This window comes from Pseudomonas sp. P867 (assembly GCF_019891455.1).
Classification (GTDB): Bacteria; Pseudomonadota; Gammaproteobacteria; order Pseudomonadales; family Pseudomonadaceae; genus Aquipseudomonas; species Aquipseudomonas synxantha_A.
Map to the genome: position 1 here is coordinate 447,875 of NZ_JAFLXB010000001.1, position 23,407 is coordinate 471,281.

At 59.7% G+C, this 23,407-nt stretch carries 7 protein-coding genes; 3 read left to right on the forward strand and 4 right to left on the reverse strand.

All coding sequences use genetic code 11. From position 1 onward, the window contains the following. The first annotated feature begins 5 nt into the window (after positions 1 to 5). A complete protein-coding gene (locus tag J1G33_RS02095) occupies positions 6 to 488 on the forward strand; it encodes a CS1 type fimbrial major subunit (RefSeq protein WP_032881089.1) in 483 nt (160 codons plus the stop codon). Here the strand turns inward: J1G33_RS02095 and J1G33_RS02100 are convergent, their stop codons facing one another. The 4 genes from J1G33_RS02100 to J1G33_RS02115 all read right to left on the reverse strand — a co-directional run bounded on the left by J1G33_RS02100 (position 489) and on the right by J1G33_RS02115 (position 19,248). Continuing rightward, positions 489 to 5,669, reverse strand: a complete 5,181-nt coding sequence (locus J1G33_RS02100) for a DUF6543 domain-containing protein (protein WP_223017632.1) — start codon at positions 5,667 to 5,669, stop codon at positions 489 to 491. A 207-nt stretch (positions 5,670 to 5,876) separates the two neighbouring features. Further along, complete coding sequence (locus J1G33_RS02105; protein ID WP_223017633.1) at positions 5,877 to 10,955, reverse strand: DUF6543 domain-containing protein; 5,079 nt, start codon at positions 10,953 to 10,955, stop codon at positions 5,877 to 5,879. A gap of 83 nt (positions 10,956 to 11,038) precedes the next feature. After that, positions 11,039 to 14,131: a transglycosylase domain-containing protein gene (locus J1G33_RS02110; RefSeq protein ID WP_223017634.1), complete on the reverse strand. Its 3,093-nt coding sequence runs from the start codon at positions 14,129 to 14,131 to the stop codon at positions 11,039 to 11,041. An 80-nt stretch (positions 14,132 to 14,211) separates the two neighbouring features. Further along, positions 14,212 to 19,248 carry a hypothetical protein gene (locus J1G33_RS02115; protein ID WP_223017635.1) on the reverse strand — a complete coding sequence of 1,679 codons (5,037 nt, stop codon included), beginning with the start codon at positions 19,246 to 19,248 and terminating at the stop codon, positions 14,212 to 14,214. 451 nt (positions 19,249 to 19,699) lie between these two features. Here J1G33_RS02115 and J1G33_RS02120 point away from each other — a divergent pair, with 451 nt between their 5' ends. Then, positions 19,700 to 21,121, forward strand: a complete 1,422-nt coding sequence (locus J1G33_RS02120) for an amino acid permease (protein WP_032877579.1) — start codon at positions 19,700 to 19,702, stop codon at positions 21,119 to 21,121. A 258-nt stretch (positions 21,122 to 21,379) separates the two neighbouring features. Then, positions 21,380 to 23,404, forward strand: coding sequence for a M3 family metallopeptidase (locus J1G33_RS02125; RefSeq protein ID WP_223017636.1), 2,025 nt, complete (start codon positions 21,380 to 21,382; stop codon positions 23,402 to 23,404). Positions 23,405 to 23,407 lie beyond the last annotated feature (3 nt).

Consider the following 23,407-nt stretch of genomic DNA (forward strand, 5'->3'; position numbering starts at 1 on the left):
TGACTATGTTCAAGCAACTAACGGTACTGGCGGTACTGATGGCGCCTGTGCTGATGGGCGAACGGGCGCTGGCGTTCCAGGAGCGCCACACGTTTGATGTGTCGGTGACCATCCCGATCCATGAAGCCTATGTGCTGCCCTCCGAGCCCGACTGGATGGGGCAGGACCAGGTGCTGGCCTGGGACCTGGCGACTGCCCGGCTGGGACGCCTGCGCAAGAACTTCGACGTGAAGAACATCAATGGCGGGGTGGCCGCGCGCCTGGGGGATACGCCTTACCTGTTGAGTGGCCGCAACCGTATCGAACTGCAGGTGTTGTTCAACCGGGTGCCGCTGACGCTGGATTCGACCCTGGTCCTCAGCGCCGACGAGGCACGTGCCGGCCGCCGCGCCGAGCTGGAAATTGCCGCCATCGAACCGGCGGACGGTTACAAGGGCGGCGAGTATTACGGCACGGTGCACCTGTTGTTTGATTTTCCGGCGCCTTGATCAAGTCCGGTTCCTGCGGGTCCCCGCGCGGTTCAAGGCCTCGCGGGTCAGGTCCCGCAGCCACTGTGTGTGACGGTAGCCCAACTCGTTGAGTGTCGTATCGAACAGGGTTGAGCTCATGGGATCACCGGATAACACGCTGCTTTCGTCCAGCTCCAGCGCCTGTGCCAAGCTGCGCAGTTTTTCCCGCCGGGGTTCCTGATCGGCCTCGGGCAGGTCTTGCGAGTCTGCGTATTGCTGTTGCAGCGCTTGCAGTTCGTCGAGTTGAGCATATTTCAGGTCGAAGGCGGTGTCATTGTTCCATTTGGCGGTGGGGTTGTGCTGCTCAAGGTAACGCTCCCAGCCGTTGTCCAGCAGCATCTGATTCACCAGCCCGTCACCTTCTTCAAGCCTGGCGACTGCGTTGGCAACTTTCTCGATCTGTTCGTGTGTCACGTCAGCCAGGGTACGATAGGTCATATGGGTAGATAACCACGGTAGGTCCAGTCGGTCTGCCAGTGTGCTGCGATAGGCCAGATGAATGCCGGCCTCATCGACCTCTCCATGCTCGCCGTCGACGACCTGCGACCATAGCCGCTGCCCCTTCCCCCCCTGTTCTTTGGGTTTGAGGCGCTGGGCGATATCTTCACCAATGGCCTTGCCCATGTAAGCATCGCGCGCGGCTCCACGGGCCAGTACCACCAGCCTGGCCTCCAGTTCCTGTGGCGATGTGCTGGTCCGATAGGCTTCGCTGGCGAGTACTTCGATGCCCAGTTTCTGAAAGATCAGCGCGCCCGCATCGGGGCACAATCCAGGGTAGCGGGTATCCTTGAACACGCGGTCGCGCAATTCGCTGTCGGCTTCCACTGCTCTGAGCAGGCGCCAGACTCTCTGGCTCAGTTCAGGGTGATTGCTCTGGTAGGCCAAGCGGTCCTCCTCGGCTTGAAACGCATCCGGCTCCTCAAGGGACTTGATCACTTCAAACAAGCCCTGGGAGCCCGGCTCTTTTTCAATCTCATCCCAGAGTTGCCGGTGGCGTTCAACCTCTTCAGGCTTGATGTAGGTGAGCCAGGGCGTGCTCTCGCCTTTGGGGGCGTAGAAGCGCAGCGGGTCCAACCCCACGGACTCGCGGTATTCGGCGAGCAAGTCTTGAAAGTCCGAGGTGAGCTTGTCCTGGTCCAGGCGTGTACGAGCAATGATGTCGGCATCATCCGAGCCTGGCGCCACATGGGGTAACTGGGTGATCGGGTTCTCGCTCAGGTCCAATTGGAACCCCCGTGGCCGGGATTGGCCCACCAGCCCGGCAGGCCAATCCTTGATGTGTGTGTCGCGCAGGTTCAGCAAGGTCAAGTTTGGCATCTGGCTGATATCCGGCGGTTGCCCCAATGGGTTGCCGGCCATCTCAAGTTGTTTGAGGCGCTTGAGGCGTTTGAGCGTGGCAATGGCCGAGTCATCCAGCACCAGAGCATTTTTTTCCAAGTGCAATCGCCGCAGGCGTTTGAGGTTGCCGAGAGTCTCGGGTAACTGGGTGATGCGGTTATGGCTCAGGTCGAGGTCGCGCAGATGAGGGAAGTTGTTCAGGAAGGCGGCGTGACTGTCTGCAAAATCGCAACCGCGCAGGTCCACGTCGCTGATGTGGTTCAGCGGCACGCTAAGGGTAGGTAGCTCATCGGGCATGTTGGTGTTGAATAAATCGAGGGCGATGCCACCTCGGTGTTCGAAACTCTCGTCCAGGTGAACAGTCAGGCCATTGCTCCAGCCGTCGTAAAGACGGATTGCTACTACGGCCCGACGCTTGCGTGCTTCTGACTCCAATGGCGTGCCTTCCCAGCGGGTCGGGCCTTTGATGTAGGTATCGAGCTGATGGAATAACTGTTGTTTTTGTGCCTCCATTTGCGTCAGCGTTTGCTCGCCTTCAATTGTTCCCAGCGTGTTTGATAAGCGGCGAATACCCTCTCTGCTCATGGCGGGAAGTAGCTGTTTGATGCGCTCCTCAATGGTTTTTGGTTGCATGTCGTAGCTGTCGGTGCGGCTCATTTTGCACGATGCGCCTCCACCCAGAAGTACCTCGACCTCTGGGGCGGGCTGCCTGCTCACAGGCGGTTCGGCCAACGCCTGGCGTCGCTCGGACGGTGTCTGATTGTGCTCGATCACCCATTGCCTGAACCGTTCACCTTCGCCGACGGCATAGGGCGGGGTGCGCTCCGGAACCTGCGCCAGGGTCCAGAGCACAGACTCGTACAGATCGGCTGTGTGATTCAGCGACTTGGGTTCGGCATCGAATACTTCATAAGCCCCTTGAGCGTTACGCACCAGGGTACGTACCTGGGGTGCATCGTGTTCACCGACACTACAGCGCAGGGACCCACTGGGGCTGTTGTCACGTATATCGATTTTCAGGCAGCTGAATGAGTCGCTATGCAAGCGCAGGGTATTGAGTACCAACCGTTCGCTTTGCGCTGACGGTTGCAGGGGAGGGTAAAGCCCTTCGACTGCACGGCAGGCCTTGTTGTCGAAGGACAGTTCTCGAGCCAGGCCCTTGAGGCGCAAGGGCAGGCGCTGTTCGTCCGTCATTGCCTTTAATTCTTCAGGCCATGCCTGTTTGAGCAAGGCGTTGGCGCTGCTCAGCGGCAGCTCGGGAAAGGTCTGGCGTAGCAGGGCTATGTGCGGATCGCTGCTGGCTTGGCCCAATTGATAGTGACTGCTGGCAATGTGGCCGCCAAAGCCATCGACGTAACTGGCTAATTTGTCGCGCAGTGCCTGGGCCCGTTGTGCCTTGGGCAAGGTTTCGCCCAGCAGCGTATTGACCTGCTGTTCTTCGAGAAAACCCAGCACACGCTCCGGCAGTTTGGCCGCCATCACGTCGGCCAGGCTGATGGTCAGGGTATTGGCCGGCAGGGCGGTGGCATCGCCATACTTGCGCGAGTCGCCGCTCAGGTCGCTGTTGTGAAACACCTCCAGGGCTTTGCTTGGCGGCCAGCCGGGGAGTTCTGTGACGGCCTGTTCGAACCAGTAGGAATACGGCTCAAGTACCTGACCTGTGCGTATCCTGCCGGCCGATTCTTCGGCAAATCGGCCGGCGCGAAAGCGTTCGAGGGTATCGACCAGCAACGGCGGAGACGGTTGGTTGTGCACATACATATAGCGTAGATGGTCGGGCTCGCTGCCACTGATGATGCGGATCTGTTCGAGCTGTTCGGTGGTGAGCGTATGGGTGGCGGAGCTGATACGGCGCATCAGCGTGTGCTCGTCCCAGCTGCGCGGTTGTTCGCCTTCATGCACCCAGGCACCGTTGCCATTGAAGCGTACTTTCGGTCGGTAGGCTTGCGGCCGGTTGGGGTGCACGATCCGGTGGTGGGTCAGGTGCGGATCCGGCTTGACCTGATAGTGTTTGTCAGCATGTACCAGCCAGTGTTTTTGAGCATGCTGATACAGGCCTTGTGCGTCTGGCTCAATGCCTTTGGGCAGGCTGATGCTCTGCTGGTAAGGCGAAATATCCGGGTTCCACAAGCGTTGTTCGCCGCTGGCAAGTTCCACTGGGCGCAGGCTCTCGACGAATGGCGATAGCTTGAGGGTGAGGGTCTGGCCGACAGTTCCTGCCGCCGCCCAAGCCCCCAACTGCACCACCGCCTCCACTACCTCCATGACGTGACCGATGGCTTCCAGCCCTTTGCCCTGTGCCCAGTCAACGATGCCTTCGAACACATCGTTGGCCACCTGGTAGGCGGTGTAGGCGAGCATCAGCTCCCCCAGGAATGGCACGAATGGGGTGACCACCAGTAGCGCGGCATTAAAGATGTCCGACAGGATCTTGCTCAGGTTGTCCCACCAGGCCCAGCGTGCCATCAGGTCTGCATAGGCGGTGGTGATGGCAATTTCCCGGGTATCGTTGACGATCTTGTTGAGTTTGACCCGGTACAGGTAATGCCACAGCGTATCGGGCTCGGAGCGGCCTGAGGGCGGGCGGTTCTGGTAATCGTCAAAGATGTTTTGCACGCTGAAGTGCAACTGCGGCGTGTCGACCTTAAGGGTTTGCCAGCTGGGGCCGTTGTCGGTGCGTGCCTTTTGGTGCCACTGCACTTTGTACAGGCGGCTTTGCAATTCAGCGAAAAAATGTCCGCGTTGTTTGTGGTCGATAAATTGACTGAAGAACTGGCGGTAGGTCGCCTTGTTCGGCGTTTGGCCTGTTGCATCGAGGGGCGAGGGGTTGTCGCGCAATTGGCGCGTCAACTCGTTCATGAACGCGACCGGCGAGGCGTATTCCTTCAACGGATGCTCGGGGTCCTCGGGGATATAGGCAATCAAGCGTTCGATGTGTTTGTCGCGGCCTTGGGGCGCAGCAATCAATAGGACACCGCTCAACCGGGCATCCAGCAGGCTCAGGTTGTAGTAATCCACCGGTATGCCACCCAGGGATGGGGTGGGCTTGCCTTCGACGATATCAAAGAGCAAACGCCTCGCATCGGCTTTGATGTGCTGCTGTGCAAAGGCGATGCAGGCTGCATTTTTAAGCGAGGCTTTGTCGCAGGCAATCACTTTGAGCCGTAAGGAATCGGCCTGGACCGGATTGCTGAAGCCCAGGGTACTCAATAACCGTGTCTGGTATTGCCGGCCGATATCGAGCGAGCGGCACAGGTTTTTGAAACCCAGTGCCGTCAAGGGTTGACCACTGGTGCCGGAGGTCAGCGTCAGGATGTTTTGCTGGCCACGAGCGTCGACGCGGGACAAGAACGCATAGTCGGCAAACTGCTCACTGGCGCAAAAGTTATGCAGTGCGGCATCCAGCAACGACACGGTTCGGCTGGTCACACCTTTGTGCACCCCAATGACCCACCAGCTTTTCTTGGCGGGGGCATAAAGACGGATAAAGGTGTTTCTCACATCAATGTTGCCGTATTCCCGTAAGGCTTTTTTGAGCAGGCGCTCGGCGAATGAATACACGTCCTTCATGTATTTGAGTTGTTCATCCAAGGCGTTCCTGGCTGCCCAATGTTCGGCCATCGCTTCTCTGGGGGCAGGGTCTGCAGGCGCGTCCACAGCCTTGAGGCGGGTATAGACATAAGGGCTGGCGCCCCGCACTGCGCGAACGCGTGTCAGCGTGGCAGTGCGGAGCCAATCCGGAATTGCACGCTGGATAAAGTCAAAATGAATACCCTGGCTGGCGTGGCTCGCAGCGTGTAGGTAGGGGCGTTCGAGTAACATGGTTTTGATGCCTTTAAGTGAACAGTCGGATGATCAACCCGATCTACACTAATCACCCTCACGAGGAGGGCAGGCCTACATAACCACTACATCGTCCTTGCTGCTGACGCACCGTCTGAGGTCGGTGGTGCCGGGTTGCGATGGAGGACCGATATGCCCCTCAACGCTCATGCTGAAGGATGAGCCATTGTGCAATGGGAGTGAGGGTTAAAAACCGGCGGCAACCATGGCCTCGCGGGTCAAGCGGCGGCCCAGTTCCTGTTCGTCGTAGAAACTCTTGAAAAACAGGCTCAAGTACCGTTCTTCCGTCATAGGCTCGCCGGTCAGGACTTGCTCATGGGGGACATTCAGCGCGTCTGCCAGGTCGAGCAGACGCTGCCGGAGTTGGGTACTGGTGGTCGAACTCTTGCGCTCCGGTGGCAGTTGTTCATGGGCGGCCCAAGCGTTTTGAGCCAGGCGCAAGTCGTCGATGCTTTCGCTGGCCTGTTCATGCTGGCATTTGATCTGTCGGAACGCCTCGGGACGGGTATTGAGCAAGTAGTCGCTCCAGAAATACTGCTCAAGCATCTGGTTCACCAGCCCGTCGCCTTGCTCCTCCTCGATGACCTTGTCGTAAGCATTGGCCAGCTGCCAGTCTGCGACATTGCCGGCATCGCGGTACAGCATGTGGTCCGCCAACCAAGGCAGATCCAGGCGTTCCTTCAGTCCGGTCTGGTAGGCGCTGTACACTTCGACTTCATCCAGAGTGCCCGGAACACCGTCGACGACATCGGTGGTCAGCCGCAAAGAGGGGCCTTCGCTGCCATCCTCATTGAGTGTGGGGGTGTTGAGGCGAGTCTGGATGTCTTTCCTGGCGATCTGGTTGACCTTGTCCAGCCGGGCCTTTTGCTTGGCCAGCCTTACCAGCGCACCGGTCCGGGCTTGAGGGGTAGGCTCGCGCCATGCCTCCAGCTTCATGGCTTCGATACCCATGGCGTTGAACAGCTGGGCGCCCGCATCGGCGCAGTGGGTCGGCATGGCGCTCAGGTTGAACAGCGCCGTGCGGGTTTGTTCGTCGCTGTCGGCGGCCCTTAGCAGACGCAAGACATTGGTGCGCAATTGTCTGAGGTTTTGGTTGTAGCGCAGAAGGTCGGCTGGGTCGTGGACGATGTCGGGGGTGGGTTGTCGCTGGCTTCTGATGACTTCAAAAAAACCCTGTGAGCCATGTTCCCGTTCGAGATCGTCCCAGATTTCCTGCCATCCCTGGCGTATTTCGGGTGTCAGGTGTTCGAGCCAGAATTGACTGTCCAGCTCGCCTCGGGGGGGATAGGTGCGATAAGGATCCAGACCCGCGGCGCGCCGGTAACTGACCAGTCGATCCTCGGCGTCGCGCTCCAGCTTGTTGTTGTCCAGGCGTGCGCGTGTCACCAGTTCGGCTTGCACCGAGCCGGGTTCGACGATCGGTACTTGGGTGATCGGCGTATTCAACAAATTCAGGTTGAAGTCGGGCGAGCGCGGCAGCTCGAACAGCCCTATGGGCCAATCGCGGATTTGTGTGTTGTTGAGCGCCAGTATGCGCAGCTCCGGCATGCGGCTAATGTCCGCCGGTGTGACCAGGTGTTCATTGTGCGAGAGGATCAATACCCTCAGGTGGTGCAATTGCCTGAGGTGTTCCAGGTTCTGCGCACGCCAGCGAATCGGGTTTTCGGACAGGCCCAGATGGGTGAGTCGACGCATACCGCTGAGGGCCGATGGAAAAGTCTTCAGGTGCTTGCCGGTGATATCCAGCATACGCAGGTTAGGGAAATTGTGCAGGAACGGGCTGTCGGCGTCAGTGAAGTCGGTGCCTGCCAGGTTCAGGTTGGTGATGTGGTTCAACGCGGTGTCCAATCGAGGGAAGTTTTGTAGAAACCCGTAGATGGTTTCTCCACGCAGGTCCAGTTCGCTACCCACTCGACGCTCGCCGAAATCCGTTTCGTAGCCCTTGGACGATTGCTCCCAACTGCTTTGTATGAGCGCAGTCACTCGCTTCCTGAACAACTGCTCCGGGAGTGTTGCGCGACGTCTTTGGGTGCCGGCAGCCGGTAGGTCCTGCCAATTTTTGAGGGCGCGGAGCAGGTCTTTTTTCTGGGTTTCAAGCTCCGTGAGTAGACGCTGTCCCTCGGCCGAGTCCAGCGACAGGGCGTAGGCCGCTACATCTTCTTCGCAAAGCGTCGGATAAAGCGACTTGAGGCGCTCGTCTACGCTGGCGCGCCCCAGCCTACGGCGCAGGGCGCTGAACATTGGCTTTTGCAGCAGATGTTGGGTCTCCAGGGGGGCGACTGTGAAGACCGGCGGTTCGGCCAACACGGTGCGGCGTTCGGCGGGTGGTTGCAAGGTGCGTGTGAGCCACTGGCGCAACGCCTCGCCATCACCCGGCGCAAAACCCAGGGTGCCAGGGGGGACGGCTTGCAGCACGGCTTCATACAGGTCCCAGGTATTCTCGACGCCGGCTTTGTGAACTGCATATCGCCCTGGTGCTGTGCGTACCAGCAGCGTCTCGGTCGCTGCCTCGTCCGGACCGACATGGCAACGCAGTTGCCCGTTCGGCACTTGCTCGCGGATGCTCAGGCGCAGGTTGGCGAACGCGTCACTGTGGATTCTCAGCGCGTTGAGCAGCAGCCGTTCGGTATCGGGTGTGGGCGCGTTGCCCGGGTAGAAACCTTCGTAGGCGTGGGTGGTTCGCGCTTCGAACTGTAATTCCCGGGCCTGATGCTTGAGCCGTAGCGGCAAACGCTTCTCGTCATTCATCAACTGCACTTCCGCCGGGCGGGCCTGGTTCAGTATCACTTGGGCCAGGGTGTCGGGCAGCTCGGGGAACTGGCGTTGCAGCAGTAACCCGTGGGCGCTTTTTGACTGGCGTTTGAAACCGTACAGGTGCTCGAAGATGTCCTCCTTGCGTGTGGTGATGTAGCGGCTCAGCTGTTCACGCAGGATTTGCACCCGCGCGTCATTGTCGGCGGGCAAGGGCTTGTCGAGTAGAGCGGTAAGCTCGGTTGTGTCCAGAAAGTCTACGACTCGTGGGATTAGCCGGCCTGCCAATAACGCTTCACGGCTGATGGCCAGCGTCGACTCCTGAGTTGCCTGCATTGCGCCATGGTGCATCGGCTCGCCGCTCAGGTCGGCGGCTTCGAACACCGCGACGGCTTTATCGGCCGGCCAGCCAGGCATTCGCGTTACCATGTCGGCGGACCAATAGGCGGCTTCACCGTTGTCGGCGGAGGGTTCGCTGAGAGCGTCGATCTGCTGCCGCAGTTCCAAGCGATTCAGGGTATCGGTCAATAGCGGCGGCGGGGCCTGGTTTTCGGCGTACATATGCCTCAACGCGCCGGGTTCGGTGCCACTGATATCGTATAACTGTTGCAGGCGTGCAGGTGGCCAGGTGGCGGTGATGGGGCTCAGGCGCTGGAGCAGTTGTGAGTCGTCCCAGGCCCTGGGTTCTTCGCCCTCCAGCACCACGGCCCCCTGACCGTTAAGCACCACCTCGGGACGATAGGCGTGCGGGCGTTGTGGGTGGATGATCCGGTGCCGGCCGGTGTCGGGTTCCTGGCTGACCTCGTAGTGCTTGTTCTCCAGGCGCAGGATTTTTTTGCCTGCGTGCGAGTGAAACCCATGGGCATCGGGTTTCGAACCGGGGGCCAGGGTTACGGCTTTTTGTTCATAGGGGCTCAAGTCCGCATGCCATAAACGGGTTTTGCCGTCAGCCAGCATCACAGGCTTCAAACCCTCGACAAAGGGGGACAGCTTAAGATGGGCCAGTTGCCCGGCGGCGCCGAACGCGATCAGTTGCACCACGTTCTCCGTCACCCCTGCCACATGTTCAATGGCCTCTATGCCCTGGCCTTCGGCCCAATCCAACAATCCTTCGAACACCTCGTCGGCGAGTTGGTAAGCGGTATAGGCCAGCATCAATTCGCCCAAAAACGGAATGAAGGGGGTCACCACTAATAGCGCCGCGTTGAGAATGTCCGAGAGGACTTTTTCTAGATTGTCCCACCAGGCCCAACGTGCCATGCGGTCGGCGTAGGCGGTTGCGATCGCCAGTTCACGGGCATCGTTGAGGATTTTATTGAGACTTTGCTGATACAGGTGCTCCCACAGTGGCGTGCGTACACGCGTCACGCTGAACTGCAGGTTGGGGTTGTCGCGGGGTGTTTCACGCCAGGTCGGCTGTGGATCGCCGGGCGCGTATTGATGCCATTTCACCTGGCTCAAACGCGTGCCCAACTGGTTGAAAAAATGCCCCTGGTACTGATGCTCGACAAACCGGCTGAAGAATTGCTGGTAGTCGGTTTGCCGCAGTTGCCCGGTCAGTGCCTGCATGAACTCCACCGTCGAGGCATAGCGTTTGAGTGGGTGCTGCGGGTCATTCGGGATATAGGCGATCACGGGCGATGCCTGGCGACTGACTTCCAGGTCGGCGGCAATCAGTACCACGCCGGTCAAGGTGGCATCCATCAGGCTCAGGTCATGACAGTGCGCGGCCTTGCCGTCGAGCGTGAGGTTTTGCTGGCCCCTGACCAAGCCTGTGATCAACGCATGATCCAACGCCTGGATATCGCCCCTGATTAATGCCATGCGCGCAGCCACCTTGAGGGCGGCCTGCTGATTGAGCATCACCCGGGCTCGCAGCACGCCTTCGACCACCGGGGCGGTGCGGCCGAGATAGTTCTCAAGGTGCTGTTGGTACTGGGCGCCGATGTCCAGGCCGCGAACCAGCGTTTTGAACTGCTGGATCGACAGCCGGGCTTTCAGAGGGATGACATCGAAATGGCCCCGGGCGTCGGGCTGGGTGATGAATTGCGAATCGGCGGTAAACGCCTCGCTGTCGGCAAAGTTGTGCAGTGCCGCGTCCAGCAGCGACACCGTGCGGCTTTGCACACCACCGCTAAAATCTCCGACCCACCATGCCTGGTTGGCTGGGGCATAGAGCCGCAGGCAAGTGCTGCGGACATCGACGTCGAGGTTGTATTGCTGTTTCAGCGCGGCTTTCAACAACGGCTCGGCAAAGCCTTTGAGGTCGGTGACCGCGGCGAGTTTCTGGTCGACAAGGGTTTGGGTTTGCCAATGTTCGGCAATCGCGGTTTTCAATAATTGATGCTGGTGGGGCGAGGCACTTTTATACCAGGGCGCAATAGTTTTGCGGCTGGACTTCAAGGCGCTGGCGCGTGACGTCGACAGCGTTTTGACCCAGTTGGGGAGCGCGTCTCGGATGAGTGAGTAGTGTTGGCCTTTATCTTCGGGGGCAGAGGAAGCAGTCGCGGTCATGGTGGTTTTTGGGTGTAGTCAATCGGGCCCTCAGACTGGCCTGCGCCGGGGCTGTCCTGGCAGTAATTGTCTATCGTTGCCTATCAGTGCGTACTGACCACGGGCTGGCACAGCGTGTGGCTGCCTGGGTTTAGGTACGGCAGCAGAATTGGCGCCATGCCTTTGAGCACCTGCACTGGCAGCGCCGAGGTGAACTTGAAGGTTTGTGCCGAACTGCCTGGGACGAAGGCAGTGAGCGTGCCGAAGTGCCGGTCACCGATATAGAACACAAAGGTGGCAGTGCGGTTGATCGCCTTGGAACTGAGTACCCGGCCGCCGGCGCCGATGGCTTCGATACGGTTGTCACCGGTGCCGGTCTTGCCGCCCATGGCCAGCGGTGTACCGTCGTCCAGCTTGAAACTGCCGGCCACGCGTTTGGCCGTACCGGCATCCACCACTTGGGACAAGGCCCCGCGCAGTGCTCGCGCCACTTCGAGCGGCATCACCCGTTTGCCTTCGGCGGGGTCGTTGATCACTTGGGTTTCATACGGTGTATCAGCGGCAAAGTGCAGACTGTCGATACGCACCACCCGCGCACGCACGCCATCGTTGAGGATGATCCCCATCAATTCCGCGAGCGCCGCCGGGCGATCGCCGGAGCTGCCGATGGCCGTGGCCAGGGAGGGCACCAGATGGTCGAACGGATAGCCCACCGCCTGCCAGCGCTGATGAATATCGAGGAAGGCTTCGACCTCGAGCATGGTCCGGATACGACTGTCGCGGGCGCTCTGATGACGGCTCTTGAACAGCCAGCTGTAGACTTCCTGGCGCTCGAACTGGCTGGCTTTGACCACCTGACTGAAGGTTGCCTCGGGATGATTGAGCAGGTAGCCCATCAGCCACAGGTCCAGAGGGTGCACCTTGGCGATATAGCCCTGGTCGGGCAGGTTATAGTTGCCGGGGCCGTAAGCTTCGTAGAGATTTTGCAGGCGCTCATCGGTGAGTTTCTCATTGGTTTTGATGCCGTTCAGGTGCGCACGCACGAACAGGTCGAAGCTGCCTTGGCTGGCGTTGGGCAACAAGTAACGGTGCACGGCGGCCAGGCGGATCGGCGTGGGGCGCAGGCCGTCGAGAAAGGTGTCGAGGCGGTCCTGGGTGTCTTTCTTCTGGTACTTCTTCCAGAACTTGCGCAGGAACGTCGTACCCTCGCGGTCGGCGAAGTCGGCAAGGTATTCCTGGCGGCGCGGGTCACTGTCGTCCTTGAGCAACTCGGCGCTGTTGTTGGCGCCCGCATAGGTGCTGAAACGCACCAGGTCACGCATCAGGCGAATGAACGGCAGGTTGATCGACTCGCGCAGGGCGTCGCGCAGGGTCGGGCTGCGGCCGTTGTCTTCGTTGCGAAAATTGTGGAAGCGATGCATACCGCCGCCGGTGAAAAAACCTTCGTTGGGGCTGGCCGAGTAAGTGCGGTCGAGGGCGGCGTCGAGCATGTTGGCCAAGGATTTATCCGGTGTCTGGATCAGATAGTCGACGGCCCAGCGGCTGATGCGGTCCTGTTCGGCGATGTCGACTTTCTTCAGTGCGGCGCTCGTTTGGGTGGCGTACTTGTCGTGCAGCTCGGTGATGATTTGCAGGTAGGTGGTCAGCACTCGCAGCTTGGCCGTGGAGCCTAGCTCGAGTTTGCTGCCTTCGTTGATATCGAAGGGCTGGTCGGTATTGTCGGTTTGTACACGTACCCGTGAGCCGTCCGGTGTCAGCTCGAACAGGGTGAAGCTGTAACGTACTTGCGCGGTACTGGTTGGGGTCAGCAGGCGATCGCCGAGCAGGCCGACCTGGCGTGCGTAGTCCGGCTCGGCGAGGCGTTTGAGGTAATCGCTGACCTGGGCCTGCAACGGCGCTTGCAGAGTGCTGGTGGCCGAGAGATCGAGGCGGTCCAGATCGTACAGGGGGCGGTCGAGCAGGGCGGCGAGGCGGGCGCGGGCCATGCTGATGCCTTTGGTCGTCTCGATGGGTTGCATTGTGGGTTGTTGCACCCAGTCGCGATAACTGACCTTGGACGTCAGTGCTGCCTGCAACAGCGCAGGGGCAATCACACCGTTGTGGGCCAGCAGCCGCAGATGGCTGTCGGTGAGTTGGGCCAGCTCTTCCCGACCTTTGGCCAGGTAGTAAGAAGGGCGGCGCTGGGCAATGATCAACGACAACACCTGACGCAGGGCCAGACCTTGCTCGCTATTCACCGGGCCGACCAGCGCCTGATTGACCTGGTTGAAGTCGGCGCCGTACCACACTCGCAGCCCCTCGGCCAAACCGTGCACTTCGCCATGGCCGGGCACTGCCGACAGCGGCACGCTGTTGAGGTAGTCACGCAGGATATTCTGCCGCGCCGGTAAGGTTTGTGGCCCATTGCGATAGGCCCGCACGGCGGCAGAAAACATCTGTCGCAATTTCTCGGTGCCCGACACGGTCAGGCCATCCGGAGAGTGGCGGTATTTTTCCAGCTGCGTGGCCAAGGTGCTGCCACCGGCACTCTGTCCCGGCAGATGCAGCGCCTTTGCCACTTGCGACCACGCGGCGTTGGCAAAGCGCGGCCAGTCAACGGCAGGGTTCGCCTGGGGTTGACTGGGGTCGAGCAAGTCGCGGTTTTCAATGAACAGCAGGCTGCTGATCACCAGAGGCGGAATGGCGTCGAAGCTCTCATACAACTGTTGCGGGTACTTGTACTGGTAGAGCGGCACGGCTCGGCAATCGGTGATGGACAGCCCGGCCTGGATCTTTTCCGTGTAGGGCACGAACAGGCCCTTGGCGCTGTAGTCCATCAATTGGGGCGAAAAGCGTGCCTGGGCCTCGATTACATAGCCGCGTTTGAGCAAGCGCGGCAGGAAGGTGCCGAGGTCGCTGTAACCCAGGCGCCGGTCGAAAGGGCCGGCACCGGGATAGGCGATGGCATCGCTGGGGCCGGGTTGTACCTGGTAGGTGAGGGTACGGGCCAGGCGGCTGAGTTCCTGGGCCTGCAGGCGTGACGTGCGCATCTCTTTGGTGGCGGCAAACCCCAAGGCCACCAGCGCCATCAGCACGATCAGCCAGAACAGCCGCCGTACATAACGGGGCTGGGGTTTATTTTTAGGTAAAGGCGCTGGGTCCGGACTGCCTTGTAGTTTCGCAGCCTTGCTTGATTCGGTTTGCCACAGTGCGCCCATAGTCGATTGACCCCTGCACGCAGATTGATCGGACTTGCCTGAAGCTTAGTCGCGGGTAGCCGGTTGGGGGAAAAATGTGTTCATGGCATCGGATATTTAATGCTGGTCTCCAGTATGTTCAGCCAGGTCGGGTCATTGGCCGGTGCCCAGCGACGGCTCACGCCATCATGGAAAAACACCATCTTGTCCTCCAGGTACCAGACGGTCATTTTTATCTTCAGTTGCCGTATATAGTCCTGCGCCGGACACGTAATGGATGCCCAGGGGTCGCAGATAGACAGGTTCGCCCAGTCGGCACCCTGGAAATCCAGAGTCTGGGTCAAGCCCGAAGGGACCGTACCCACCACCACAAAGGTATGACCCCGGCAGTACCACACGTGAGCGACGCCACCATTGGTTCGGATCATTTCACACGCCACATGGGTCATCTGGTCACAATTGCCCGCACCGGTCTTGAGAATGACCTCGGTGTAGTTCGGGTGGCCGATCTTGCTGTATTCCCACATCACAACGGGTTCAGCTTCTTGCAGTCGCAGGATTTCAGCCGGGGTCGCCCCGACGACGTTGTTTGATCTCAGGCCGGTTCTATCCACCACCGCCTGGGTGCTGACGTTGGCTTGCTCTGCGAGGTATTTATTGAGCGGGCTACCCGTGGCGGAGCTGGGTGGCCAGATGTCCAGTTGCACCGGCCGCGAGACCACATTGATATCCAGGCGCCTTCCCTCGTCCGAGGCGTTAAGCAGCAGTTCCCGCTGCTTGATGACCCTCAGGGTGCTGGCCTTTTTGCGGATATTTTCGATTTTTTTCGGCAAAAACCCGCGCTTGCTCAACTGTCGGTACAGGACTTCGAGGGTCGGCAGTGTGACCAGCGGTTGGTCGGGAATCATCCCGCCGGCTTGCAAGAACTGCATTTTGGTGTCGCAGTAGGCCCTGATCAGCGCTGTATCGTCGCCGCCTTGGCTGAAATCCAATTGATGGAATTGCAAGGTGTCGGCGCCGCTGGGCGTTGCGTTTGTCCGGTAAAAAACACCCACATCGGGCTCGGCCACCCAGTAAGGTGTTGTCGTGTTGGGTAGGGTGATCTCCAGCGCCCGAAGGGTTCTGCGGTCATTGATGAGGTTCACCAGCCCATCGATTTCAACGACTTGGGTTTTACGGGTGAGCAGGTTGTCCAGGTCGTCTTCGGGCAAGCCGAACTGCGGCTCGCTGTCAATGCGCCTGCCGCTGACCTGCTGTTGGTAGATCAACGCTGAAGGTTGGGGGTGAGGGGTCAGCTCGAAGCCGTCGAAGTCCGGGGTGACATCATGCACGTTTCGGTAATAAACCAACTGGCGTTTGTTGCCGCCGATCATCGGCGCCGGCTGGATGCGAATATGGTCGAGCGCCTGGACTCGACGTTTATGAATCGAATCCTTAAAGGCGTACAGCCTTTTGGTGAAACAGATGAGGGGCACCCCCGGGCTGCGCTTTGCTCTGCCGACGGGGCAGACCGAGTCGAAGTGGTCGGTGAGCTTGGCATGGGCCTCTGAGGTGAGTTCGTCCAGCTGGCTGGGGTGTTTATGGGACAAACGCCAGACGCGGCCTTGGTCCAACATGTCGGTCGCGTCGACGCGTTGAATGAGCAAGGGCGCCGTGTCAAAAAAGGGCTCTACAACGAGCACCTTGTAGCCGTCGGCGAAGCTGACCGGTGTGACGGCCATCGTGGTGTCCAGTTGCAAACCTTTCAGCGCGGGACCGTACGGCCTTGCACTGAAGGGGTCAAAGGCATGCCAGGCGTTGGCGCGCCTGATCGCCAACAGAGGCGTCAGCCCCTCAGGGTGCATCAGAACGCCAGGCCTGACGTCGGCGCGGTTGATCAGCCGGGCGTAATCCATCGGCGTCCCATGGGCCAGACGTTGCTGGGCATGACGCAGTGCGCCCGCCAGTGCCCGCTGGCCTGAGTGGTTTAACCTGGCCAGGCCATAGGCCGTCAGGCGCACCAACGATGGCACCGCCTCCAGTGGGTTGAGCAACTCATTGATAAAGGTGGCGCTGAGTCTGGTCAGTTGCAGCAGTTTCAAGTAGGCCGGTGCGGGCTTGATCAGGCGGCCCCAGCCGCTGGTAATGAAGCCTTTGGTCGGCATGATCAGGCCAAGCATGTCGAAGAAACAGCCCAGTGTGCCATCGAGCACGCGTTTGATTTCCCCGGAGGCGAGGTCATGGCCGCAGGTCCAGAAGGGTATGAAGCCCAGCAGCGCCTCTAACAACTGCTCGCTGTTTTTTTTTCGCTCTTCAAGGGTGGTCAAGCCTTTGGCCTGGGCCACCCAGGTATCGATATCGATGAAAAAGTGGTGATTGACGATGGTGCTCGCCAATGTGAGGTTTCTTGGCGAGTCGAACACCAGCGGACTAGCAATGGCCGGGAGCCCCTCGAAATGCCAGAGTTGATCCACGATAACGGTGCAATACCTTCCAGATGTGGGTGGGGTGCCTTTGAAGTAGGCATCCTCATCAATGGCCAGGCGACTGCCCTCATGCAAATACGCGATCGGTCGTGTGCTGTGGGGGGAACCGGTGGTGACTTTGAGCGGGCGGCCTCCCAGTTCCAGGATGGCGGTAAGGCGGGTGTTTTGTTGCACTTGATTGAGCAGGGGAAACAGTTCGTAGTCATGGACGGTGTTGACTGCCGTACTACGCAGGATGAAGCCGAACCGGCCGGTACGGGCCATTTTCTCTCCGGGCCCTTCCTCGATCTGCGGCTTGCTGGCTGCTTGCCTCACCACGAGCAGTTGTACCGCCCCCTCGTGCAAGCGCTTGCGGTCGGCCAGTGGTAACTGCGACAGCAGGTAACTGATCGCTCGGATAAACGCCTCCTTGAGTCTTTGCGTGTAAGCACCAGCGGCCTCGCTGAACAGCGCGTTGACATCGCGCAACTGGCCAAAGTTTTTTTTCAGCAGGGCGAGGTCGAGTTCGGGGTCGGTTGAGCGCCATTTATCGTCAATGGGTTGCAGGTGGCCGCCCATATGCAGATCCGCCAACGACTGAAGCTTTACGCCCGTGGTCGGTCTGTAGGAGGGGAGCCGAAAGGGGCCTTGTCCTTCTTGCAGGCATTTTTTCTTCAGCCAGCGGTGGTTGGGGAAGACGCGTTTAAGGTCCCTCAAGGCCAGGCTGCGGCGCGTGATGAGCCTGCTGCGCAAGGTTTCGGCTGCGTCGTGCAAAGTCTTTATACGGGCCTTCAGGCGTTCTTTGATGGCGTCGAGTTCATCGGTTCGATAGGTCTGTGCAGGTCGCAGTTCGCCGTGGACGATTGCCCAGTCGATCAGAGTGGCGGTGGCGTAATGCTCGCGCCACAAGCGTTCCTGGTCCGTCGCCGGCTCCTGGATGGCAAGCGCGATGATGTCGCTGAACGCCAGCTGTCGTGTTGACCCGCAGGCGAGCTCTTCTGCCAGCATCACGCCTTGTTTGAACAGCATCCAGGCGTGGGAAGTCATGAAGTACAGCGAATCAGGGATGCCTTGCACCAAAAACTCCGGTGCGACACCCGCCAGCAACAGGTGTGCGGCCAACCCCGTGGTTTGGGGAGTAGCAACACCAGCCGCAATCAGGTGCAGCTCAAGTGAGCGGCGCAGGTCTGCATAACGATGCCCATGGTAATCGCTGTGGTTCAGGTTCAGGCCGGCGAGGGTGTATCGCGCTTGTGCGGCCTGCGGGTCGAGACTGAGGATCAGCGCGGCAAGGACCAATGTGTCTCGACTGGCGTTGCTGGTCGTTTCACCGGGGGCGTGTCCAAACCAGCCCACGGCGCCGAGCAACGAATCGGCCAGCTTCTGCGCACGGGGAGCGGCAAGCAGTTGTTGCAGTTGTTCATCCGGTGGCCCGGGCGGCAGATCGGCAGCCAGCAGGTTGAACAAACCGGAGCTGGGTTGTGGGACAAACGTGGCGCTGATATGGATCACCTTGGCGCGTTGTTCGGTTGAAAGGGTCAGCGCACCCGGTAGTGGCATACCCAAGGCTTCCCAGTAATTGCCCTGCTGGGGGCTAGCGAGCCGGGTGGTTTCGAGGCGTTGTCGATACTGGCGCAAGGCGACGTCGGAATGCGCCAGATCACTCACGGGCGGCACCGTCACCGGTTCGCTGCGCTGCAGTTGTTCCATCAGCTCCCAGGCCGCCTCGCGATTATCCGGCAACGGCAGGTCGTGCAAGCTGAGCAACTGTGCGAGGCTGAATTGGCCGTCCTGATGGACGAACAGGTTCATGGCCGCAGCGCAGGCTTGCAAGCGTTCAAGGCGATCGCCCAGCGGCAGCTGCGACAGTTGTTCATGGCTGATGTCTACCCGTTGACCCCAGGGGCCGGCGCCTCTGATCGAGTGTTGCTGGTGGTCAAATTCGTACAGGCCTTGGGTCAGTGCATCGGGGCGAGTCAAGGCGAGAAACTGCGGATGCTCAGTGATCTCCCCGAGTAACGTTGCGGCGGTCTGCATGGTCACGGCCCAGAACGAGCCGCCAGCCAGGGGGAAACGGCAGCGGTACACACTCAACAGGTTGAATGTGTGTTCGTTCAGGTCGTCTTCGATGATCTGTGCATGCAGTGCATTGGCTGCCGCGTGCAGATCCTGATTCAGTCGCTCGAACGCGTCCGCGAGCGCAGGTTCGGTCCTACCCAGTGCGTCAATCAGCACGCCGCGTTGGGCAAGCGTAGTCGGTTGGGGGTAGCCGTGGAACCGCAGCACCTGACGGGCGCTCAGTGACAGGTTTGCGGCAGGGTAGGCCAGGCCGATGGCATCCGGGTCGATGATCAGGGCGATGGCCCGAATGGGCGGCGCGAGCTGCTGCCAGCCGCTGGCGTCCTCATAGGTGAAGGTGGCACCGTTGGCATACAGAGTGCCGTTGCGCACGTTCACTTCCATCGGGTTGAAACGCCGCTGCCCGGCCCAGGCCACGAAAGAGGGGTGGCCGAGGGCTTGGCGATAGAGCACAAGCCAGCAGCCGAGTGCACAGTGGGTCGGCACCGGGAGTGAGTCTGCGGCAGCGTAGGGTTCGGTCTTGAGGTGTGCAATTAGGGTGTCCAGCATTTGCCGATCGCCGTCCTGACGCTGGGATGGAGTCGGCTGCTCATGCCGGGTGGTCAATTCAGTCATCCATGAAGTCTCGTTGAAGGTAATGACAGAGCGTGCCGGTTGCGGGCGCAGTCTTCACCGGGACCTTTCGCCTTTTTCCATGGTTTGTATCGCTATGGCGTGAAAGCCTTGAGATAGAGCCCCTCGCAGTGACCATTGGGCGATGGTAGGGGCATGACGATGCACCCTGGCTGTGCAATACTCGCCGCCGTTTCGCCCCGTGGCCTTTCACGCGGGATCAGCTAATGCCCCTCCATAAACCGGCTTTTTCCCGCGAGGTACCGCTGAAATTGGCGTGTTTTATAGTGAAAGGCCCTGTGTCGAGGTTTTTATACTGCACGGCCCGCTGATCTTGCCCGGCAAGAAGGGTCCGTCCATGAGGCGGCCCCGGTTTCGACAAGGGCACAGGCTTACCGGCCTGCACCCCGCAAACTCGACGGACAATCCAATAACAAAATGAGGTTGTACCTTTATGCCAGTCGGCAACCCACTGCCCCATGGCGAGACCGCTCAAGGCGGCCCGCTCAAACGCGAACTCGGTGAGCGGCATATTCGCCTGATGGCCCTTGGCGCCTGTATCGGTGTCGGCCTGTTCCTTGGTTCGGCCAAGGCCATTGAAATGGCCGGCCCGGCGATCATGCTCTCGTACATCATTGGCGGCCTGGCGATCCTGGTGATCATGCGCGCCCTCGGCGAAATGGCGGTGCACAACCCTGTCGCCGGCTCGTTCAGTCGTTACGCCCAAGACTATCTCGGTCCCTTGGCGGGCTTTCTCACCGGCTGGAACTATTGGTTCCTGTGGCTGGTGACCTGCGTGGCGGAAATCACCGCCGTGGCCGTGTACATGGGCGTCTGGTTTCCCGACACCCCACGCTGGATCTGGGCCCTGGCGGCGTTGATCAGCATGGGCACGATCAACCTGATCGCGGTCAAGGCGTTCGGTGAGTTCGAGTTCTGGTTCGCGCTGATCAAGATCGTCACCATCATTGCCATGGTCATCGGCGGCGTCGGCATCATCGCGTTTGGTTTTGGCAATGACGGCGTGGCGCTGGGCATTTCCAACCTGTGGGCCCACGGCGGCTTTATGCCCAATGGCATCACGGGAGTGTTGATGTCCTTGCAGATGGTGATGTTCGCCTACCTGGGCGTGGAGATGATCGGCCTGACCGCTGGTGAAGCGAAGAACCCGCAGAAGACCATTCCCAGTGCCATCGGCTCGGTGTTCTGGCGCATCCTGCTGTTCTACGTGGGGGCGTTGTTTGTGATCCTGTCGATCTACCCATGGAATGAAATCGGCACCCAGGGCAGCCCATTCGTGATGACCTTCGAGCGTCTGGGTATCAAGACCGCTGCGGGCATCATCAACTTCGTGGTGATCACCGCCGCGCTGTCGTCCTGCAACGGCGGCATCTTCAGCACCGGGCGTATGCTCTACAGCCTGGCGCAGAACGGCCAGGCACCTGCCACCTTCGGCACCACGTCGAGCAACGGCGTACCGCGCAAGGCGTTGCTGTTGTCGATCTTCGTACTGTTGCTGGGTGTGCTGCTCAATTACATGGTCCCGGAAAAAGTCTTTGTGTGGGTCACTTCCATTGCCACGTTCGGCGCGATCTGGACCTGGCTGATGATCCTGCTGGCCCAGCTCAAGTTCCGCAAAAGCCTGAGCCCGGCCGAGGCGGCTAGCCTCAAGTACCGCATGTGGTTGTACCCGGTCAGTTCCTACCTGGCGCTGGCGTTCCTGGTGATGGTGGTGGGGCTGATGGCGTACTTCCCCGATACCCGTGTGGCACTGTATGTGGGCCCGGTGTTCCTGGTGGTGTTGACCGTGCTGTTCTACGTGTTCAGGTTGCAGCCAAAGACCGTCGCTCAAGGGACGGTGCGTTCCGCGTCCTGATGTGTGTCTTGTGACAAAAAGCCCCACCCCGCTCTACCGCGGGGTGGGGCTTTTGACCGCCGTATTCTCTGCACGATCCTCTATTTGCGGTGAGGTGCTTGCCGCCCCTGGGGCCTGATATCGCGAGCACTGTGGCTGTGTATAACGCGGGGCATCCGGTTACGCGCGTTATCGCTTTGCCCTTATCTATCTACCCCTCCAACGATAATTCATTCCCTAGGCTGGCTGCTTCGACAGCAACCTTTGAAGAGTGACTTCATGCCTGAAAGAAACCCTCTGCTACTGCCCTACGACTTGCCACCGTTCTCTGCCATCAGAGCAGAACACTTGGTTCCCGCCATTGAGCAAATCATCGCTGATAGCCGCAACACCACCGCCACGATCATTGCCAGCCAGTCGTTATTCCCCACGTGGGACGACCTGGTGCAAGTAGTGGAAGAGCTGGAGGCACGCCTGGACGGCTTTCTCAAAATCATTGAGTTGCTTGACTCCGTTCCCCAGGAGCCGACATGGAAGCTGGCATCACATCGCAGTTATGAGCTTGCAAGGCAGTACTGCGCCGAGCTGGCCGCGAACAATGATCTGTACCAGCTTCACCGACAACTTGCCGATAGCCCGCCCGCAGCCCTTTTCAATCAACAGCGCCACAGTGCATTGCATAAAATACTGCGCAAGTACCAGTTGGCGGGTCTTGATCTTTCGCCTGAGAATCAACGACGGCTCAAAACGTTGAACCTGCAAATCGAGGAGTTCAGCCAAGAGTTCCTGCGGCGTGTGAAAGACTCCGGCGACGCATGGCGTAAGCACATTCAAGATAAGGCGATGCTCAGTGGGTTGCCTGGCGCGACCCTGGCACGCATGGAGGCTGCGGCTCGGGACGCAGGCCTGGATGGCTGGTTATTAACCCTTTCCGAGCAGTCCTTTCAGGAGGTGATGAGCTACGCCGACCATCGAGCCTTGCGCCAGGAAATGATGGTGGCTTACTACAGCCGTGCCGTGAGCACCGGTCGCGACGACATTGCCACCGACAATGAACCGGTTCTGACAGTGTTGCTCGACAGCCGTCACCAGAAAGCACAATTGCTCGGCTATGACAACTTTGCCGAACTGGCGTTGGTGGAGCAAATGGCGCAGACGACCGATGAGGTCACTGCATTTCTTTATCAGCAGATTGATCGGGCACGCACGACATTTGCCCATGAGGCACAACAACTGCAACGCTATGCCGCGCAACGTGGAATCGATGCGCTCGAACCCTGGGATTACAACTATTATGCGGAAAAGATTCGCCAGGACGTGGCGGGTGTCTCCCAAGACGCCGTGCGCAAATACTTCCCGTTGGAAACGGTGCTGCAACGCTTGTGCGCGTTCACCAAAACGCTGTTCGGCGTTGAGCTGATTGAACAAACCACCGTCGATACCTGGCACCCGGATGTGCGGGTATTCGAACTCAGGGAGTACGCCGAGCCCATTGGGTATTTGTTCATTGACCCTTATCGCCGCATGGCGGGCGGCGAGATTGGCGCCGCCTCAGGTTTGCGCAATCACCGGATGACCGCCGAGGGGCGTCCACAACGGCCTATAGCCGTGCTGCGCAGCCAGTTGCCGCGACCGACAGCGACCCAGCCTTGCTTGCTGGATCACTTGCAATTGAGGGTCTTATTGCATGAATTCGGCCACTGCCTGCAGCACCTGTTGACCGCCGCTCCCTACCGGGCGATTTCCGGTATGGGCCAATTAGGCCATGATACGACGGAGTTTTTCGGCCAGGTGCTGGAGCAATTCTGCTTTACTGCGTCGTTCCTGGTCTGGCTATCCGGCCATTTCCAGACAGGAGATCCCTTGCCTGACGATATGGCCACTCAAATGAGCCGATTTGCTCACACCCAGACCAGTCAGGAAACCGCCAGTATTTTGCTCACGGGTCTCGTCGACTTTGAGCTGCACCGTACCTACGGCGACGGGCGTACACCTCATGAGGTTTTCACCCATGCCAACAGTGAAATCGGGCATTTGCAGTGGCCTGATGGCACCCGCCCGATCAACAGTTTCGAACAACCGATGGGTAGCTATGGGGCCAAGATGTATTCCTACAAGTGGTTTGGTGTCTTGGCCCGCCAGGCTTTTGAACGGTTTGAGCGTGATGGCCTGTTCAACCCGGAGACCGGGAAAGCCTTCCGAGACGCGTTCATTACTGAGGGCGATACCGGTACGCTGTCGAGCGCACTTGCGCTTTTTCGGGGGGACGGCGTGGGATGTGTCGGGCATTCCACCGGGGCATGAAGC